Source organism: Exiguobacterium aurantiacum DSM 6208 (assembly GCF_000702585.1).
Taxonomy (GTDB): Bacteria; Bacillota; Bacilli; order Exiguobacteriales; family Exiguobacteriaceae; genus Exiguobacterium; species Exiguobacterium aurantiacum.
In genome coordinates, this window is sequence record NZ_JNIQ01000002.1 from 57,750 (window position 1) to 74,490 (window position 16,741).

General features: G+C 43.1%; 14 protein-coding genes and 6 pseudogenes. 4 read left to right on the forward strand and 16 right to left on the reverse strand.

Annotated elements, in window-relative coordinates:
- Positions 1–27: 27 nt before the first annotated feature.
- Entirely contained in the window at positions 28–174 is a 147-nt protein-coding gene (locus P398_RS17200) for an IS3 family transposase (protein WP_160151244.1), read from the reverse strand.
- A 6-nt stretch (positions 175–180) separates the two neighbouring features.
- Between P398_RS17200 and P398_RS16760 the strand changes: the two are divergent.
- Positions 181–423: pseudogene (locus P398_RS16760) on the forward strand (family 1 glycosylhydrolase); the annotation flags it as partial.
- A 19-nt stretch (positions 424–442) separates the two neighbouring features.
- Positions 443–1,297 (forward strand): annotated as a pseudogene (locus P398_RS16245) (PRD domain-containing protein).
- Between the two features lie 227 nt (positions 1,298–1,524).
- Here P398_RS16245 and P398_RS0115665 read toward each other — a convergent pair.
- The 8 genes from P398_RS0115665 to P398_RS17205 form a co-directional block, all read right to left on the reverse strand.
- Positions 1,525–2,898, reverse strand: coding sequence for an MATE family efflux transporter (locus P398_RS0115665; RefSeq protein WP_235263544.1), 1,374 nt, complete (start codon positions 2,896–2,898; stop codon positions 1,525–1,527).
- A gap of 127 nt (positions 2,899–3,025) precedes the next feature.
- A complete protein-coding gene (locus P398_RS0115670) occupies positions 3,026–3,679 on the reverse strand; it encodes a hypothetical protein (RefSeq protein WP_029336163.1) in 654 nt (217 codons plus the stop codon).
- A gap of 74 nt (positions 3,680–3,753) precedes the next feature.
- The gene (locus tag P398_RS0115675; protein WP_051627724.1) at positions 3,754–3,996 is read right to left on the reverse strand and encodes a heavy-metal-associated domain-containing protein; all 243 of its coding nucleotides are present in this window, start codon (positions 3,994–3,996) and stop codon (positions 3,754–3,756) included.
- A gap of 142 nt (positions 3,997–4,138) precedes the next feature.
- Positions 4,139–4,414, reverse strand: coding sequence for a glutaredoxin family protein (locus P398_RS0115680; protein WP_029336165.1), 276 nt, complete (start codon positions 4,412–4,414; stop codon positions 4,139–4,141).
- A 14-nt stretch (positions 4,415–4,428) separates the two neighbouring features.
- Entirely contained in the window at positions 4,429–6,888 is a 2,460-nt protein-coding gene (locus P398_RS0115685) for a heavy metal translocating P-type ATPase (RefSeq protein ID WP_029336167.1), read from the reverse strand.
- An 18-nt stretch (positions 6,889–6,906) separates the two neighbouring features.
- On the reverse strand, positions 6,907–7,122 hold the full coding sequence (locus tag P398_RS0115690) for a heavy-metal-associated domain-containing protein (RefSeq protein WP_029336168.1): 216 nt from the start codon (positions 7,120–7,122) through the stop codon (positions 6,907–6,909).
- 45 nt (positions 7,123–7,167) lie between these two features.
- On the reverse strand, positions 7,168–7,626 hold the full coding sequence (locus tag P398_RS0115695; protein WP_029336169.1) for a CopY/TcrY family copper transport repressor: 459 nt from the start codon (positions 7,624–7,626) through the stop codon (positions 7,168–7,170).
- Between the two features lie 112 nt (positions 7,627–7,738).
- A complete protein-coding gene (locus P398_RS17205; RefSeq protein WP_081828361.1) occupies positions 7,739–8,113 on the reverse strand; it encodes a thioredoxin family protein in 375 nt (124 codons plus the stop codon).
- 282 nt (positions 8,114–8,395) lie between these two features.
- Here P398_RS17205 and P398_RS0115700 point away from each other — a divergent pair, with 282 nt between their 5' ends.
- A complete protein-coding gene (locus tag P398_RS0115700; protein WP_029336170.1) occupies positions 8,396–9,142 on the forward strand; it encodes a hypothetical protein in 747 nt (248 codons plus the stop codon).
- A gap of 188 nt (positions 9,143–9,330) precedes the next feature.
- Here P398_RS0115700 and P398_RS0115705 read toward each other — a convergent pair whose 3' ends face one another.
- From P398_RS0115705 to P398_RS16250, 3 genes and pseudogenes are all read right to left on the reverse strand, one after another.
- Positions 9,331–9,681: a hypothetical protein gene (locus P398_RS0115705; RefSeq protein ID WP_029336171.1), complete on the reverse strand. Its 351-nt coding sequence runs from the start codon at positions 9,679–9,681 to the stop codon at positions 9,331–9,333.
- A 32-nt stretch (positions 9,682–9,713) separates the two neighbouring features.
- Positions 9,714–10,100: pseudogene (locus P398_RS0115710) on the reverse strand (DUF6036 family nucleotidyltransferase); the annotation flags it as partial.
- Positions 10,101–10,159: 59 nt separating this feature from the next.
- Positions 10,160–10,956: pseudogene (locus P398_RS16250) on the reverse strand (IS3 family transposase); the annotation flags it as partial.
- Here P398_RS16250 and P398_RS0115720 point away from each other — a divergent pair.
- Positions 10,948–12,072: pseudogene (locus P398_RS0115720) on the forward strand (heavy metal translocating P-type ATPase); the annotation flags it as partial. The pseudogenes P398_RS16250 and P398_RS0115720 sit on opposite strands and share 9 nt — an antisense overlap.
- A 497-nt stretch (positions 12,073–12,569) precedes the next feature.
- Here the strand turns inward: P398_RS0115720 and P398_RS0115725 are convergent.
- From P398_RS0115725 to P398_RS0115745, 4 genes and pseudogenes are all read right to left on the reverse strand, one after another.
- Positions 12,570–13,421: a cation diffusion facilitator family transporter gene (locus tag P398_RS0115725; protein ID WP_029336174.1), complete on the reverse strand. Its 852-nt coding sequence runs from the start codon at positions 13,419–13,421 to the stop codon at positions 12,570–12,572.
- Positions 13,422–13,633: 212 nt separating this feature from the next.
- A pseudogene (locus P398_RS16255) lies at positions 13,634–14,527 on the reverse strand (arsenic resistance protein).
- A 321-nt stretch (positions 14,528–14,848) separates the two neighbouring features.
- Positions 14,849–15,664: a ZIP family metal transporter gene (locus tag P398_RS0115735; RefSeq protein WP_029336175.1), complete on the reverse strand. Its 816-nt coding sequence runs from the start codon at positions 15,662–15,664 to the stop codon at positions 14,849–14,851.
- Between the two features lie 124 nt (positions 15,665–15,788).
- On the reverse strand, positions 15,789–16,730 hold the full coding sequence (locus P398_RS0115745) for a cation diffusion facilitator family transporter (protein ID WP_029336176.1): 942 nt from the start codon (positions 16,728–16,730) through the stop codon (positions 15,789–15,791).
- Positions 16,731–16,741 lie beyond the last annotated feature (11 nt).

Sequence of the window (16,741 nt, forward strand, 5' to 3'; positions counted from 1 at the left end):
TATGAGACACTAATAAAAATACCTTGATTAGGCTACCGCCACACCATATTTTATCGGTGTGAGGTAGCCTAATTTTTCTTGGATACGTTCTTCGTTGTAGTAAGTTAAGTAATTATTCACCCGCTCACGCACTTCATAGTCGCTTAACGAGTTGAACTTGACGTACTGGAACACCTCAGACTTCAAGTTCGAATTGAAGAGATGAAAAAAGCAGTTTCCATCGACGGGGTGCCTTTACTCGGTTACATGGCATGGGGACCAATCGATTTAATTGCAGCAAGTACAGGAGAAATGAAGAAGCGGTATGGGTTCATCTATGTAGACTTGGACGACGAAGGGAACGGGACCCTAGAACGGATTAAAAAAGATTCGTTCTACTGGTATAAAAAAGTCATAGCTTCAAATGGAGATGATCTGACTTGAATTAAGACGGAGGTATGGAATGATTCGTATCAAAAAAGTATTAAATTCAAGTGTCGTGATTGTCGAGGACAAATCAAAGCTTGAGTACATTTTAATTGGAAAAGGAATTGGTTTCGGGCAGAAAGTCGGAAATGTTGTCGCTCCACCTGAAGCCTCCCAAATGTTCATACCCGCTGACGATGTCCGTATTAAAGAGTTCATAGGACTGGTGACTGAAATTCCTTCTGAATTCGTCGAGATCACTCGAGAAATCGTTGCATATGCTGAGGAAAAGCTAGCTACAAAGCTCAATGCTGGTATCTTTTTAACACTGACAGACCACCTTCACTTTGCGGTAAAACGTTATTATAAAGGTATTACTATCAGCAACCGAGTATTTTGGGAAATTCGAAACTATTATCCACAGGAATTCAAGATTGGAAGTTATGCGGTTAATCTCATGAATGAACGATTTAAAATCGAACTGCCTATTAAAGAGGCAGCCAATATTGCTTTTCATATTATCAACGCGCAAGGAGAAAGAGAAGAAACACGTGATGGCATGCGCTACGCCAAGATGATTGGGAGTATTGTGAACCTTATTCGATATGCTTACAATATTGAAACCGATGAAGAAGATATTCATTATTCATGATTCATCACACATGTGAAATATTTCGCTGAACGCTTTTATGCTGGAAAAATATTGAATGAAGAATCCGATCAACTATTTGAACAGATTGCGAACATCTACCCAAAGGCCATGAATGGTTCATTCAAAGTACGGGACTACCTTAAACAGTTGCACGGTGTGACAATTCCTAATGAGGAACTAGCTTATCTAGCCGTTCATATTCATCGACTGACAACTAATATGGATTTGAATAAACAATAACTTTCTTAATTACCTGGTTCTTTTTGACGAAGACCAGGTTTTTTCTATACTGAACAAAAAAATATCCATTTTTTATAATCGAGCAGCTATAGGCCGCATGACATATGTGTGTTTTTCACCACTGATTCGATTTCTTTAGATCGGCGTGACGGGCTCCTTTAATAACTTTTTCAGAAAAGATAAAAGGAAAGAACAACTTTGCTCTTTCCTACAATTTCAGTCAAGTGTTAATAATTATTTATACATCGCACGTCTTCATGCTTAGTTTTGGGATGACAGGGCTTCTGCGGTTCGGATTCCACTACAATCCAACGCCCTCGGCTGAATTGAATCCAAAGGACGATCGCCTTAAAGACGATGTCTAGACCGATGGCGATCCACACTCCTGCAATGCCCATCTGCATCTGAATCGCCAATACATATACTGCCCCAGTCCGGATCACCCACATACCGATCGTGGTCAGATACATTGGAAACTTCGTATTGTTCGCTCCTTGGAATCCACCGGTCAATACAAGGACAACTGCTAGGAAAGGCTGGAAGACCGCTGCTATTTTTAACGCGACATCGATGTCTTTGATGACTTGGGGATCGTCGGTGAAAAGTGAACCTGCCCATCCTCCGAAGAAGAATAAGACGACCCCGAATAAGGACATGAAGCCCATCGCCATGAACGTGCTCAATCTGGCATATTCTTTGGCGGTCTCGTGGTCTCCCGCTCCGATGTTGCGACCGACGAGAATGGTTGCTGCTGTCGCGAAACCATATGCCAACATATAAGAGAACACCTCTAGATTCCCTGCAATTTGATGCGCGGCGAAGGTGTTCGTCCCGAGTACCACGATGAATCCGAAATACACGATCTGTCCGGCTCTCATGACCAATCGCTCGATAGCCGCCGGGCTTCCAAGGTTCACGAGCTCCAACTGGTGTTCGAGATCCGGTCTCCAGAAATCTTTCCTGAAGGCGATCACTTCCGTCTTACGAATATAGTTCATCAATAAGAGCGTCCCGACGAGCCGGGCGATGACGGTCGCGAGTGCCGCTCCGACGAGACCAAGTTCGGGGATGATCCAAAAACCGAAAATCAACATATAGTCGAGCACAATATTGACGACATTGATGACGATGCTCACCTTCATCGGTGATTTTGTATCTCCCGCACCTCGTAAGATACTACTGAGCACAAACATCAATGCCATCACGATCGATGGGATCCCGACAATTTTGAAGTAGGTGCTACCAGCTTCTAAAACGTCATTCTCCACCCCCATCAACCGCAGGAGAGGCTCAGCGAAAAATAGCGTCACGACCCCAAAGGTCACCCCGACCACGACAGATAGGACGATGGCCTGCTGCGCGATATGTCTCGCGCGCTCGATTCGTTCTGCGCCTAAGTTATTGGCGACATAAACGTTTACTGCCACACCGATTGCCATAAAGACAGCTAAGTAGATGGCGAGGATGGCATTCGTCACTCCTACCGCTGACACTTCTGCTAGGCCGATTCTTGAGACGAACAGCGTATCGACAAATCCGAGCAACGTTTGGAAAAAATTCTCGGCAACCGCTGGTAACGCGAGTAGAAGGATGAATTTCATCTTGGTTTTTCGATCACCATGAGTGTCCAGCCGCTCACTTTCTATCATCTGAGTCCTCTCCTTCGAAAATTATGCTTACAACGATTACAGGAAAGCGACCCAACGAGGAACCATGGGTCGCTCATGGTCAATCTGAGACACGAATGACGAAAGGATAGGTGTGCACAGTCCCATGGAACTGGAATTCGGCCCAGACCTTGTATAGGCCAGGTTTATGGAAGACCGTCTCAAATTCCGTCGTATCATGAGAAGAAGGATGCACATGGATAAACTGTTCTCCGGCTTCATCCAAGATGACGACATGACCAAGTGCTCCAAGGTATGGCTCCGGGTTACTTTCTTTGGTGTCATAGCTGAAGACAGTCGGGACATGCGCTTTTAAAGAGTCAATCGACAGCTCGACGGTATGACCTTCGATCGTCTTCGTCAGACGCTCATCCACTTTAAGTGACGATTCGATAGAGGAAGAGGACTGATGATCAATCTGTAAGTGAACCGGCTTCACTTGATATGCCAGTCCCTTAGGCTGAATATCCACGAAGAGTTTATACGCCCCTGCCTCAAGTTGGACGGGTTGCTCGAATCGACCCTCACCCTTTTTAAACGGATGGAGGTGTCGGTACTCAGTTAGGTCTTCGTTCACGAGAATCAAATGGAATTCCTTTTCATGGCTGACTTCGAGTTCCGGGGCTTGCTGATGTTGATCCTTTAACTCGATACTGATTTTCCCGAATTCATATTTAGCTTCTACAGACACTTCATTTTCCGTCAAGTTCTTCATATGATGATGTCCATGGTCTTTCACGTTTAACACTCCTTTGTGTAGTCCTTGATCGCACCGTCACTCGACCTCCATTACTTGCAGCAAGAACAACCGATTTTAACGGTCGCCTCCGTTACCTCGTAGCCAGTCTCTTGAATTGCGGTTTCAATCTCAGAAAGTGTGAGTTGGCTTTCATCGAACGTCACGTCCACCTCTCCCGCCGAAAGATTGACCTTCACTGATTCAATACCCGCTAACTTTCCAACGTGTCCTTCAATCTTATTGATACAAGATCCACAAGACATACCCGCTACCTGAAATGTTGATTTTTTCATTATATGTTCCTCCTGATTATTTAATTACCATACATGGGTAGGGTGTAAAAGTATCGATTTTTTTACACCCTCGCCACCTTATGTTCGTGTCCCTCATTGCGCGACACGCTTTCAACAGGTTCTGAGAGTGAGCTATCGTTGCTTATCGTAGCAATGTTAGAATCTCTTCTTTGTTGTTCTCGAAGCCAACAAAGTACTTCACTACTCTTCTTTTTCTGAGCATCCCTTTTTTGTAGAAGACAAACAGTGGTACGATTCGATTCCCTGATATCGCTACCATTTCTTGTTCAAGGTCAAGGTTCACACCCACATCTTTGTTCACATAAGAGACTGAGATTGTTTTTAAGTATTTTTTGGCATCCTGACAATCTGAACACGTCGGACGCGTGTAAAGTTCGAGCTGTAGATCTCTATCCATCCCAATTCCTCCTTTTATTTGATCATCGAAGGCTGGAATCGTTTCAAACGGAGTGCGTTCACCAGGACCGAGACTGAGCTTAAACTCATGGCCGCTCCAGCAAGAATCGGGTTCAATAAGGGCCCACCAAGTAGATAAACAATCCCCATCGCAAACGGGATACACATGACATTATAGGCAAATGCCCAAAACAGGTTCTGTTTAATATTGCGGATGGTTGACTTGCTCAATTCGACAGCTGTAGGTACATCCATCAAATCGCTTCGCATCAAGACGATGTCTGCAGATTCGATCGCAACGTCAGTACCCGAACCGATCGCGATTCCGATGTCTGCTTGGGCCAAGGCTGGTGCGTCATTGATTCCATCACCGACCATTGCGACCTTCTTCCCTTCGGCCTGTAACTTCTTCACTTCGTTCGCTTTATCTTCAGGTAACACTTCACTCAGTACCCGATCGATCCCGACCTGTCTCGCAATCGCCATGGCCGTACCTTTGTTGTCTCCGGTGATCATGGCTACTTCGATACCCATTCGTTGAAGTTTCTGAATGGCTTTACGACTGTTTTCTTTGACGGTGTCTGCGACAGCGATGATCCCTGCGATTTGTTGGTCAATCGCGATATACATCGGCGTCTTGCCTTGGTGTGCGAGTTTGTCTGAAGCGCCTTCAAGGACATCCAGTGAGATGCCGCGGTCTTTCATCAATTTTCTGTTTCCGGCAAGCAAGACTTTTCCGTCGATCAGGACTTCGATCCCGTGCCCTGGGATGGCTTCAAAACGATCGATATCCATGACACGCATCATTCTGTCCTCTGCCGCTCTTACGATTGCTTCGCCCAATGGATGTTCAGACCCTTTTTCAGCGGAAGCTGTCAAGCGTAACAACTCATCTTCTTGATGTCCATTCACTGTCACGATATCTGTCACTTTCGGTTTTCCTTCAGTGATCGTCCCTGTCTTGTCGAACACGATCGTCTGGACTTTATGGGTCGTCTCCAAGGCGCCGCCACTCTTGATCAACACACCATTCTCAGCACCTTTGCCCGTACCCACCATGATTGCTGTTGGTGTGGCCAAACCTAGTGCACAAGGGCAGGCGATGACCAGTACTGAAATCGTGATCGTCAAGGCGAAGAGGCCGGTCTGACCGCCTAAATACCATGCAATTCCTGAAAGGATCGCGACGACGATGACAATCGGTACAAAGTATCCGGAGATGATATCGGCCAGTTTTGCGATAGGAGCTCGAGAGCCCTGTGCATCCTCGACCAATTTGATGATTTGAGATAGCGCTGTATCCTTACCGACTTTCGTGGCTCGGTATTGGATGATCCCGTTCTTGTTGATGCTGGCACCGATGACTTGAGCACCCACATTTTTTTCAACAGGGATACTTTCACCGGTCAGCATGGATTCGTCTACAGACGTATTACCTGATAGAACCACGCCATCCACCGGAATCTTCTCACCAGGCTTTACGATAATCGTGTCGCCGACGATGACTTCGTCCATTGATACTTCTAACTCTTGTCCGTTGCGGACGACCTTTGCCGTCTTAGGTGCCAGTCCCATCAATTTTTCAATCGCTTCGGATGTTTTACCCATCGACCGGACTTCAAGATATTTACCTAATGTGATCAGCGTGAGAATGACTGCGGCTGTCTCATAGTAGAGGCTATTCACGTATCCCTCATAACCTGAGAGGATAGCCATGGTGGCACCGACGCTATAGAAGAAGGCTGCGCTCGTCCCTAGGGCGACAAGTGAATACATATTCGGATGCCCTCGGAACAATGTCTTAAATCCGACGGAGAAGAATTTCCATCCGAACAACATCACTGGGATGGTCATCATGAGCTGCAAGACAGCGAACAATTCTGGGTTCATCGTTGGATGCAATGCCATCGGTAGGGGTAGGCCGATCATATGCCCCATCGCCACATAGAGTAATGGAATCGTGAAAATCGCCGACCCTACAAATCGGTTCCACATCGATTGAATTTTTTTCAGTTTCTTTTCTTTCTCGGTATCTTGACTATCCGCTGATTCTTGATCTTCTCTTGCCTCATATCCGGCGTTTGCCACCACTCGGATGACATCTGATACAGTCACCAGCTGAGGATCATATCGAATAACTAATTTTTCTGTCGCCAAGTTCACATTCGACTCAGTCACACCCACCATTTTCCTCGTGGCCTTCTCAATCGTCTGCACACACGAGGCACAAGTCATCCCTGTGATGACAAATGATCTTTGCTCGGTCTCGGTTGAGGCCTTGTAGCCAGCCTTCTCGACGGTCGTCTGAATATCCAGCGGCGAGATTTTCGTCTCATCGTAATGAATGCTCAATTTCCCAGTCGCTAGGTTGACGTTGGAGGTCACTACGCCAGGCAATTTTTTTGTTGCTTTTTCAACTGTCTGAACGCAGGACGCACAGGTCATCCCTTCCACGGCAAATGTCTTACTCTCCATATCGTCTTACCTCCATTATTATTGGGCTGATTCGACTTCGTAACCGACCTCGCCCACAACTTCTTTAAATTCATTCACATCTAGTCGTGTTTCATCGTACTTCACTTTTGCAATGCCTTTCTTTAAGTTGACTTTCGCACTTTCAACCCCATTCAGACCTTCAAGTGCTGACTCGACTTTGTTGACACAATGAGCGCATGACATACCTTTAATCGTTAAAATCGTTTTTTTCATCTTGAATCTCCTCCTATTCACTACCTTCATGACATCATTTCAAACTCAATGTCTGGATCCACAGGAATGGTCCTGACATCTGCATTGACCCGGGGTACAGGTGCATGGAATGTCCTCCACCGCTTCACTTTCCTTCATCTCAAGGATTTTTTTGAGATTCTCGATATCCTGTACACTCAGTGTCGCCTGTGTGATCATCGTTCCGATTGTGTTCCCGACATCCCTGTCACAGATATGATCGAGTAGATCGTGTAACGTCTCTCTGATGACGTCACCTTCAACGACGTTCGCGGAGTAGATGAATTTCTTCCCCTCGGCCTCGGTTGAGAGCATCCCTTTTTTCACGAGCCTTCCAATGAATGTCTTCGTCGTCGCAGGCTTCCAGCTCATCTTCTTTTCCAATACCTCGATGATTTCTTTACTGGTCACGTGCTTTTGGGCCCAAACGACACGCATGACTTCCCATTCTGAATCCGTGATTTGTTTTTCGACATGTTCAGCCATTTGTCTAACCTCCAATTTTAAGTTTACAATCGTAAACGTTTTATTTGTTTTCAGTTTACAATCGTAAACGTCGACTGTCAACCATTATGTTTTTGGGTTCGCTATTCAGTCTTCATTGGCTATATTCTTGTCTAGAAAACGCATCTGGATATCCTTCAGCAACGCTTTCAAATAGTAGTGCGAGCTGACGGCATCCCGGGCACCAATCGGCGGTGAACTTTAAGACTACAGGCTGCGTAGAGTGATTAACCATTTGCAAATCAGATAATTGAAATTTCGAAAGCATTTTTTCTCCTCTCTTTTCGTTTACGTTTGTAATCGATTTAAATTTACAACTGTAAACGTTATTTGTCAATCTATATATTCGTGTCCATTTTGTATGTTTCTTTAAGCTTATTGTTTCTCTCAAAACACTAATTCGATTCGTACTTAGTTGGGTCGTATTTATTTTGAACTCATACAGCTTTAAATTGTTAACTACTGTCATCTCTTATATGATGTAATAAAACAAAGTAGGAATTGTCTTAAGCGTTTTGTTGCTTAGTCGCTAGGATTAAATAGATGATTCGACTACTAGCTTACTATTGAGACATTCTCATAAGTAAAAAGTGTAGGAAGGTATACATTTCGACGTCGAAATGTATACCTTCCTACACCACAAAGTGCCAGTTTATGAGTGATTTTTTTTATAACAACTTGTATTTAAATGATTTAAATATAGGAACTACATATGCTGTATACAAAATAATAACCAAATGAGGGATTAGAATTGGAATCAAACGAGACCAAGGTGACGTCATTCCGCGTGTCACAAGAAGTAAAAGAACATATTCAGCGTTTAATGGAGCAACGTCAAATATCAACCAACCAATTATTCGAGCAATTAATATCATTGGCCGATAAACAGTCACCGGACCCCTTAGTCGTCAAGGAGAACGAATCACTCGAAGCAGCACTGAATCAAGTGCTCGCCCTGTTCAATGAACGAGCCACTCGACTAGAAACGCAACAAAAAGAACATGAGCGAATCAACGCGCGATATAAAAATACCATTCATGACCTTGAACAAAGCGTAATTGCAGAAGCTGAACGACTCCAAGAGGAGTATGAGCGAAAGGTGTCGTCACATGAAATTGCACTCACTCAATTACAAGATCAAATCAACCAACTAATCGCTGAAAAGAGAATCGTTGAAGACGCATTGGAAACAGAACGTGTGTCTAACAAAGAAGAACTAAAAGAGCAGAAAAAAACAGTTTTTCATCTAGAAGGAGACATGAAAAAGCTAGAAGATGAACGTAGCCAGCTCTATCGGCAAAATCAAAGTCTTATGGACGCTGTCGACGACTTAAAAGCTCGTACACGCCGTCTTGACCAGCTTGAAGAAGAGAACCAGAAACTGCACTTAGAAGTCCAGCTCCTCCGTCGAGAGAAAGAGACATTCGAGAACCGGTTACAGGAACAGGTCGAGCTCGCGGTCCTGCGTGAGCGGAGCACCCAACAAAATAAACAATGATACGAAAAGGGTACTAGGTTGAGTCAACCAGTGACTGAATCTAGTACCCTTATGTTTATTACAAACAAAGTATTTAACGGTTTGAAGAAATCGTCTGATACATGTTCAATGACTTGACCAAAGATGCTTCATTCACACGTAGAATCATAACCTCATGAGAGTATAAAGAATGACTCCGCTTGGTCCAATTAAGATTTCACCTGCAATCCACGCACCTTGAATCGATTACGCTTTTCTTCTAATTTCACTTTCATATCTACCGAGAACGTATTTTCAGGAGTGTTGTAGGCACGCCGTGCTGCCATACTAAGCATTTTTGCCACATCCTCTGCCCGGTCGTCCTGTAAATCATGCAGTGAAGATCGAACATACTGGCGAGCCATTTCTCGGTCACGTAGCGATTCAGGGACCGATACATGACGACTTAATGCCAGGGCCAATTGAGCCGTCTCTAAGCGATAGCTTGTCCCGCCTGCCTGCATACGATTCAGTTCATCCGCTAGCTCGCTTTGCAGAAGTACATGATTACTGTCTGACATCGGTCACCCTCCTCTACTCTTCTTTTGATTTATTATATACCCTTTTCCTGAAAAATTCGACTCAAGTCATGCACGTTACAAAATGGATCGTCCCACGTCATGTTTGCTTTGTATTCCTCTACAAGGTCGAGAAGTTTATCTTTATCGCAAAGTGCCAATAGATTCGTTTTTTCGAGATCCTCTAGATCCTTTTGGCGAGAGGAGAAAATCTTGGTCCATGCTAAAAGTTCAATGTCGGGGATATACACATCAATCGCCTCGAACAGCCCTTCAATCTTATGCCGGAATTCATTTTCCCTAAAGTCTTCACGGGGTGGGAACTGAATCACCCCTTCGACAATTTCAATTTCATATTCATGAAGCGCCTCTTTCAATTCAGGTGTCACGACGCCCTCCGTCACGCGAATATCAATATCTCGCGTCGGACGATACTGAACTGCCCCCCGTCAAGTAGACAGGGCAAATAATGAAAACCGAACTAGGCGGCTTGAGACCTGTATTCGACAGGGCTCAAGCCGTTTAGCCGTTTCTGGAAACGGTCATGGTTGTAGAACGATATGTAGGTCTCGATGGCCGATGTGAGTTCGCTATAGGCCTGAAACTCACGCAGGTAGTACATCTCGACTTTCAGGGTACCCCAAAAGCTCTCGATCGGGGCGTTGTCGATGCAACGTCCGACCCGGGACATGCTGTGGGTCAGTCCCGCGTCTTCCACCATGCGTTTGAACCCTCTCGAGGTATATTGGCGCTATGGATCATCGGACGCGCTCCTGTGCGGAGCCCCGTGATGGCTGGCATCATCGTCTGGAAGACGAGAACGTTGTTGTTGGACTTTCCGATGCGATAGGCGACGATCGAGCCGTCGTACAGGTCGATGATTGCGCTCAGGTATGCCTTTTTCCCGGCACCATATTTAAACTCGGTGACGTCGGTGCACCATTTCTCGTCCGGTCGGGACGCGCTGAACTCTCGGTTCATCAGATTCTCGGCCACATGCTGTGGCATCGACTTCTTATGTCTCTTCCGCTTCCCGCGGATGATCGATTGGATCCCATGGATATGCATCAGGCGATAGACTTGCTTTTCATTGAACGTGGACAGACCTTGTTGCCTGCGTAGCCGATTGATTGTCATCGTGACCCGACGGTAGCCGTATGTACGGTTCGCCTGGTCATAGAGTAGACGAATGTCCTCCAGGAGCTTCTCGTTCTCTTCTTGACGCACCGATACGGTGCGGTTCAACCATTTGTAATAGGCCGCACGTGAGATGCCAGCTGGGAAACCTGGGTCTATCAAGGATTGGCGGTTCTAGTAGTGGGTTGCCCGTGTGCCTTAGTCATTTCGACGCCGATTTCGATTGTTTCCGCCATCGGTAATGCTGCCAAAAAAGGGGTCTTGATTAAAGGCGGCGTATACCTGGAAAAAATGGGCGCGCTGAAAGCTATTGCATTTGACAAAACCGGTACCCTGACCAAAGGTGTACCTGTCGTCACAGACTTTAAAATCACGAACAAGCAGGTAAACGAGAGAGAACTGCTTTCTATCGTGACGGCATTGGAATATCGTTCTCAGCATCCGTTGGCCTCTGCCATCATGAAAAAAGCGGACGAGGAAAACATACCTTACACCTCTATCAGAGTTGAGGACTTCTCTTCCATCACAGGAAAAGGCATTAAAGGAACGATAGACGGCACCACCTACTTTATCGGAAGCCCGCTTCTCTTTAACGAGCTAGGTGTTGAAAGTATTGATAATAATCTGGACCAAACCGTAACGGCTCTGCAACAGCAAGGTAAGACTTCGATGATTATCGGAACGAAACAAAGCATATTGGCGGTTATCGCCGTAGCCGACGAAGTCCGGGAATCCAGCAAAGAAATCATCCGGAAACTACATGATATGGGTATTAAAAAGACAATTATGCTGACGGGTGACAACAAAGGGACAGGCAAAGCTATCGGCCAGCAAGTTGGCGTCAACGAAATCCAGGCAGAATTGATGCCAGAGGATAAATTAAATGTCATTAAACGCTTGCGAGCTGAGTACGACAATGTCGCGATGGTCGGGGACGGCGTAAATGACGCTCCGGCACTCGCTGCCTCTACTGTTGGAATTGCCATGGGTGGTGCTGGAACGGATACCGCTTTGGAAACAGCAGATGTCGCCCTGATGGGCGACGATTTGAGCAAACTACCGTTTACGATAAAATTGAGCCGAAAATCCCTAAATATTATCAAAGTGAACATCGCGTTCGCTATCAGTATCAAAGCGATTGCATTACTCTTGGTCATCCCGGGCTGGCTCACCCTATGGATAGCTATTATGTCCGATATGGGGGCAACTCTTCTGGTAGCACTGAACAGTTTAAGACTGATGAATGTCAAAGAATAAAAAAACAAAAATATTCATTTTTATATCCTCGAATTTGTACTGGGTATGATAAAAATAAATGATCTCTGTTTTTTAAGACGGCTTTAAGATGACTTCGGTATTGTTCCCGAGTCATCTTTTTAGGTTTCATTGTCAGCTTTTTTATCATCAGACAGTTTTAATCGAGGCCGAACCTTATTCATTGACCGGAATATTCTCCGAAGTATGGAAAGAAAATCCGGTCGATAGGTCTACTAAACTATGACAATTAAATCTAAATATTTGAACGTTCGTTTTGGAATCATTCATTCATTCGAATACATCCTATTTTAAGAGACGAAATTTCGATAGTGTTCAAAAAAAAAACGAATGAGGGGGTTTCTAAATATACCCTCATTCGATATTCAGTTTCCTTGCACGTAGAAAAGTATTTATTGGTATCAGACGGTATGAAGTATAGAATTTTTACTCATATGTCGAACCTCAGTGTGGATTTGGTGCAAGGATGACTTATTTCTTTAGTTGTGTTTTTTTGATTCTAACTCTATTGTAGAATGTTTAATATCTAGTTTTGAAGTCACTTCTTTGACTTTTTGTTTAACAATAGTTGAATCCTTTAGATTCATCTCTTCTACTATTAAGTGTAAATTCATGGCGTTATCTTCGCCATCAATTGACCAGACATATAGGTTTTGAACAGAAATCACTTCTTCAATACCTTCAATCTTTTGCTTCACCTCATCGATGTCAATACCATCAGGGACAGCACCTAAAAGTATTTTCATTGTTTTAACTAAATTACGAAACACATTCACTAATATAAACAACGCAATAGCAATTGATAGGATGGGGTCAAGTATATGTATATCCTTGAAGAGTAAAACTATCCCTACTACAAGAACGGCAATCCAACCTAAAACATCTTCTAAAAGGTGCCAAGATAGTACTCCCTCATTTACTGATTTTCCTTTGTGTAGACGGAATGCCGCAAAACCATTTAAAAGCACACCAAAAATTGCAAACCAAATCATTCCTTGTGCATTAGAATGCTCCGGTTCAAACAGTAGAGGAATTGCTTGAGTAAAAATATATACAGATCCAATTATTAATATTGTCGCATTTATTAATGCTCCTAAAAGGGAAAAACGATTATATCCAAAAGTGAAGTTATGATCGGGTTTTTTGTTCGAAAATTTTTGTAAGAACCAGGACAGGCCCAATGCAAGAGCATCACCTAAATCGTGAATGGCGTCCGACATGATTGCAACACTATTAATCAAAAATCCCCCGATAAATTCACCAATCGAGAAAACAAGATTAATTATAAATGCTAGTTTGATATTTTTTGATGCCTTATCAGTACTCGCCATTGTTCGATCTCTCCTCACTTGGTAGTCCATCCTTAAAAAGGTTAGTTGTTAGAATAATACTGGTCTCTAGCGTTCTGCAATATAATAAATTTCTTTGCCTATTGATTGTAAACAACGCATACTTGAGAACTTAAGCGCAGTTCTTAATATTTTAATAAACAATCGAAGGACGTAATTTTTGAAAGCGAAATTAAATACATGTATCTAATTTGTTAGAACCATTTAGGCACTAATTTTATATATAAGACTTCTCCGAACAATTCGGTAACGGTCTGTAAAATGATCACTACAGCTACTTGTGTTGATAGGGGCTCTGGTAATATAGATGCTAATGGAAGAACTACAAGTGAATTCCTTGTTCCCATACTAAATGTAATTGCTCTTCTTGAAGCAATATCTAGTTTGAACAACTTACCAAGGGACTTTGACACCCATGGTATGATAAGTAGAAATAAAATATAAACTGGTATTACATCTATTAATGTCCCGAGGTCACTATACACTTCCCTAATTTGAGAGGCAACTACCACAAAAAGTACAAAAGACATAAATGGAACGGGAATCCATGGCGGCATTTTCATGATACGATTACCTAAAGAACTCTTTTTAGAACACAATTGTGTCATTATCGCTAATAGAAGCGGTATAAAAATCAAAAATAGAAATGCATCTAGAAATGGACCCATCCTAACGATACTAATAGCCTTTTCTCCTAATAATACGAATAAATATATGGGTAAGAGTATCGTCTGTAAAATTAAAAGAATCGGTGTTACTTTTAACAATATTGATTCGTTTCCCTTTCCCATCTTTGTAAAAACAATCACATAGTCGATGCACGGTGTTAACAACACCAAATACACCCCCAGCATTAGTGATGAATCTTGAAGAAATATGATAACCAAAACCTAAACTATTAAAGGAACGGCAACAAAATTTCCTAATAAAAGAGCTACCACAAACCTCATGTTTGTAGCAGATCCATTCGATTTCAGAAACGGAATTTGAACGAACATCCCATACATCAAAACTCCTAAAAGGGGAGAAATAAAAATATCGAGATATACAGCTTCTGTATTCAATAGACCAAAGATTACTGCCAACATCAAAAAAATGATGTATATACTGACTTGGTGGGCTTCCACCTTCTCTAGCACTTGAATTCCGAATTTGCTTTCCTTCTCTATCAAAATCACCCCCAAAATTTTCAGGAAATTTCAGAATGAAATAGATAACTCCACGATTTTAATTGCCAGGGCAAGAGGTTTTATATTTTTTCTTCTAGTATTTTTATTTATCCAACAGTAAAAATACCGACTGAAAGTAAATATAATTACGGCTCATTATTTACACTTCCGAATATAGTTAGTATCTTGAATATATATCAGTCAAAAAATAAAGTGATAACCATTAAAAAAATAATTATTTTAGCCTAAAGCCACATCTAAAATCATCATGATTGTAAAGCCAAACATTAAACAAACAGAAGCCAAGTCCTTGTTTCCATTTTCTTGAGATCCTGGGACTACCTCCTCCACTACAACAAAAATCATTGCTCCTGCAGCAAAGCTTAGCGCAAACGGAAGTAAAGGCTCCATTATGAGTACTGCTACTACTCCTACCAACGCCGCGAACGGTTCAACCATACCAGATAACTGGCCATAGAAAAAACTTTTACGACGAGATAATCCATCTCGTCTCAATGGCATTGACACAGCAGCACCCTCAGGGAAATTTTGTATGCCGATTCCGATTGCCAGCGCGATAGCTCCCGTGATTGATGATGAAGGGAATCCTGCTGCAACTGCTCCAAATGCAACGCCTATGGCAAGTCCCTCTGGAATATTATGCAATGTTATTGCTAACACCAGTAACGTGCTCCGCTTTCTCTTCTTAGGGTTTATACCCTCAGCCTCATCCATCGGTGAAGTGGGATGCAGATGTGGAATCACTTTATCAACACCTGATAAAAAGAATCCTCCAAGTAAGAAACCGATTGCAGCTGGTAACCACGCCGGAAGAGAATCTTGTTCCGCCATCTCAATTGCAGGTGAGAGTAATGACCAAAAACTAGCGGCAATCATTACTCCTCCAGCAAAACCGAGCATCCCATCCATTAGCTTTTGATTCATTGATTTTGTCATAAACACTAACGCGGCACCAAGCGCCGTCATCCCCCAAGTGAATAAAGTACCCAGCAATGCTTGAGTAAGGGGTTCTAACGAAGAAATATATTCAATCATCTATCAAAACTCCGTTGCCAAAAATCGAGTTTCTATACATGCTCAAAATTAAGTAACTATTATCCAAAATCAGCATTGCTGTCTCCTCCTCTTGATTGTCAATCCTACTCAACAGGTGATTTTTTTAATGTTGATGTACTACTTCCCCTACCTTCAGTTTGCAAAGCAATTCATCGCTGTGAGGATGAGAAAGAGTTTCGAATTGAATCGTAGAGTGTTGAACGTTCAGATGTGCTAAATCGTGTTCAATTTCTTGAAGTAGATTCTCACTGTCATAGATTTGTAAATTACCATCAACGACAACATGACATGAGAGTGCATTCATTCCACTTGTGATACTCCAAAGATGAAAGTCGTGTATACTCCGTACCCCCTCCTTGTTGTGAATGACTTGAAGAACCTTTTCGACATCAACGTTTTGTGGTGCACCTTCCATTAATACGTTCAATCCGGATTTCGTCACGAAGTAACCACTTCGTAAAACAAGTCCCGCTACAATGATTCCTGCGAGCGGATCTGCCCAGTTCCATCCAAATGCCATGATAAGAAGCGCTGCCAGTATTGCACCGACTGAACCCAACGTATCGCTTACAACATGTAGATAAGCACCTCGCATATTCAAATTATGTTCTACGTCTGCACCTCTTAACATAATCCATCCAACAAGAAGGTTTATAGCAAGGCCAATACTGCTAACAATTAACATTCCTACGGATGCGACCTCAGGTGGTTGAATAAATCGATTGATGGCCTCATAAAAGATATATATGGAAATCAGTATGAGTGTGACCCCGTTTAAAACAGCTGCTAGAATCTCGAAGCGTCTATATCCGAACGTTTTACGATTGTTCGCTATTTGTTCACCTAATTTAAAGGCAAGTAATGCAATAGCGAGCGAAGCCGCATCACTAAGCATGTGACCTGCGTCCGCTAAAAGTGCTAAGCTATTTGTAAGGTACCCTCCAATCGCCTCTACAACCATGTATGCCGAAATAATAAAGAATGAAATGATCAAAATCTTTTTGTTAGAGGTATGAGAATGATCATGTGCATGATTATGTGCCATAAGATTAACTC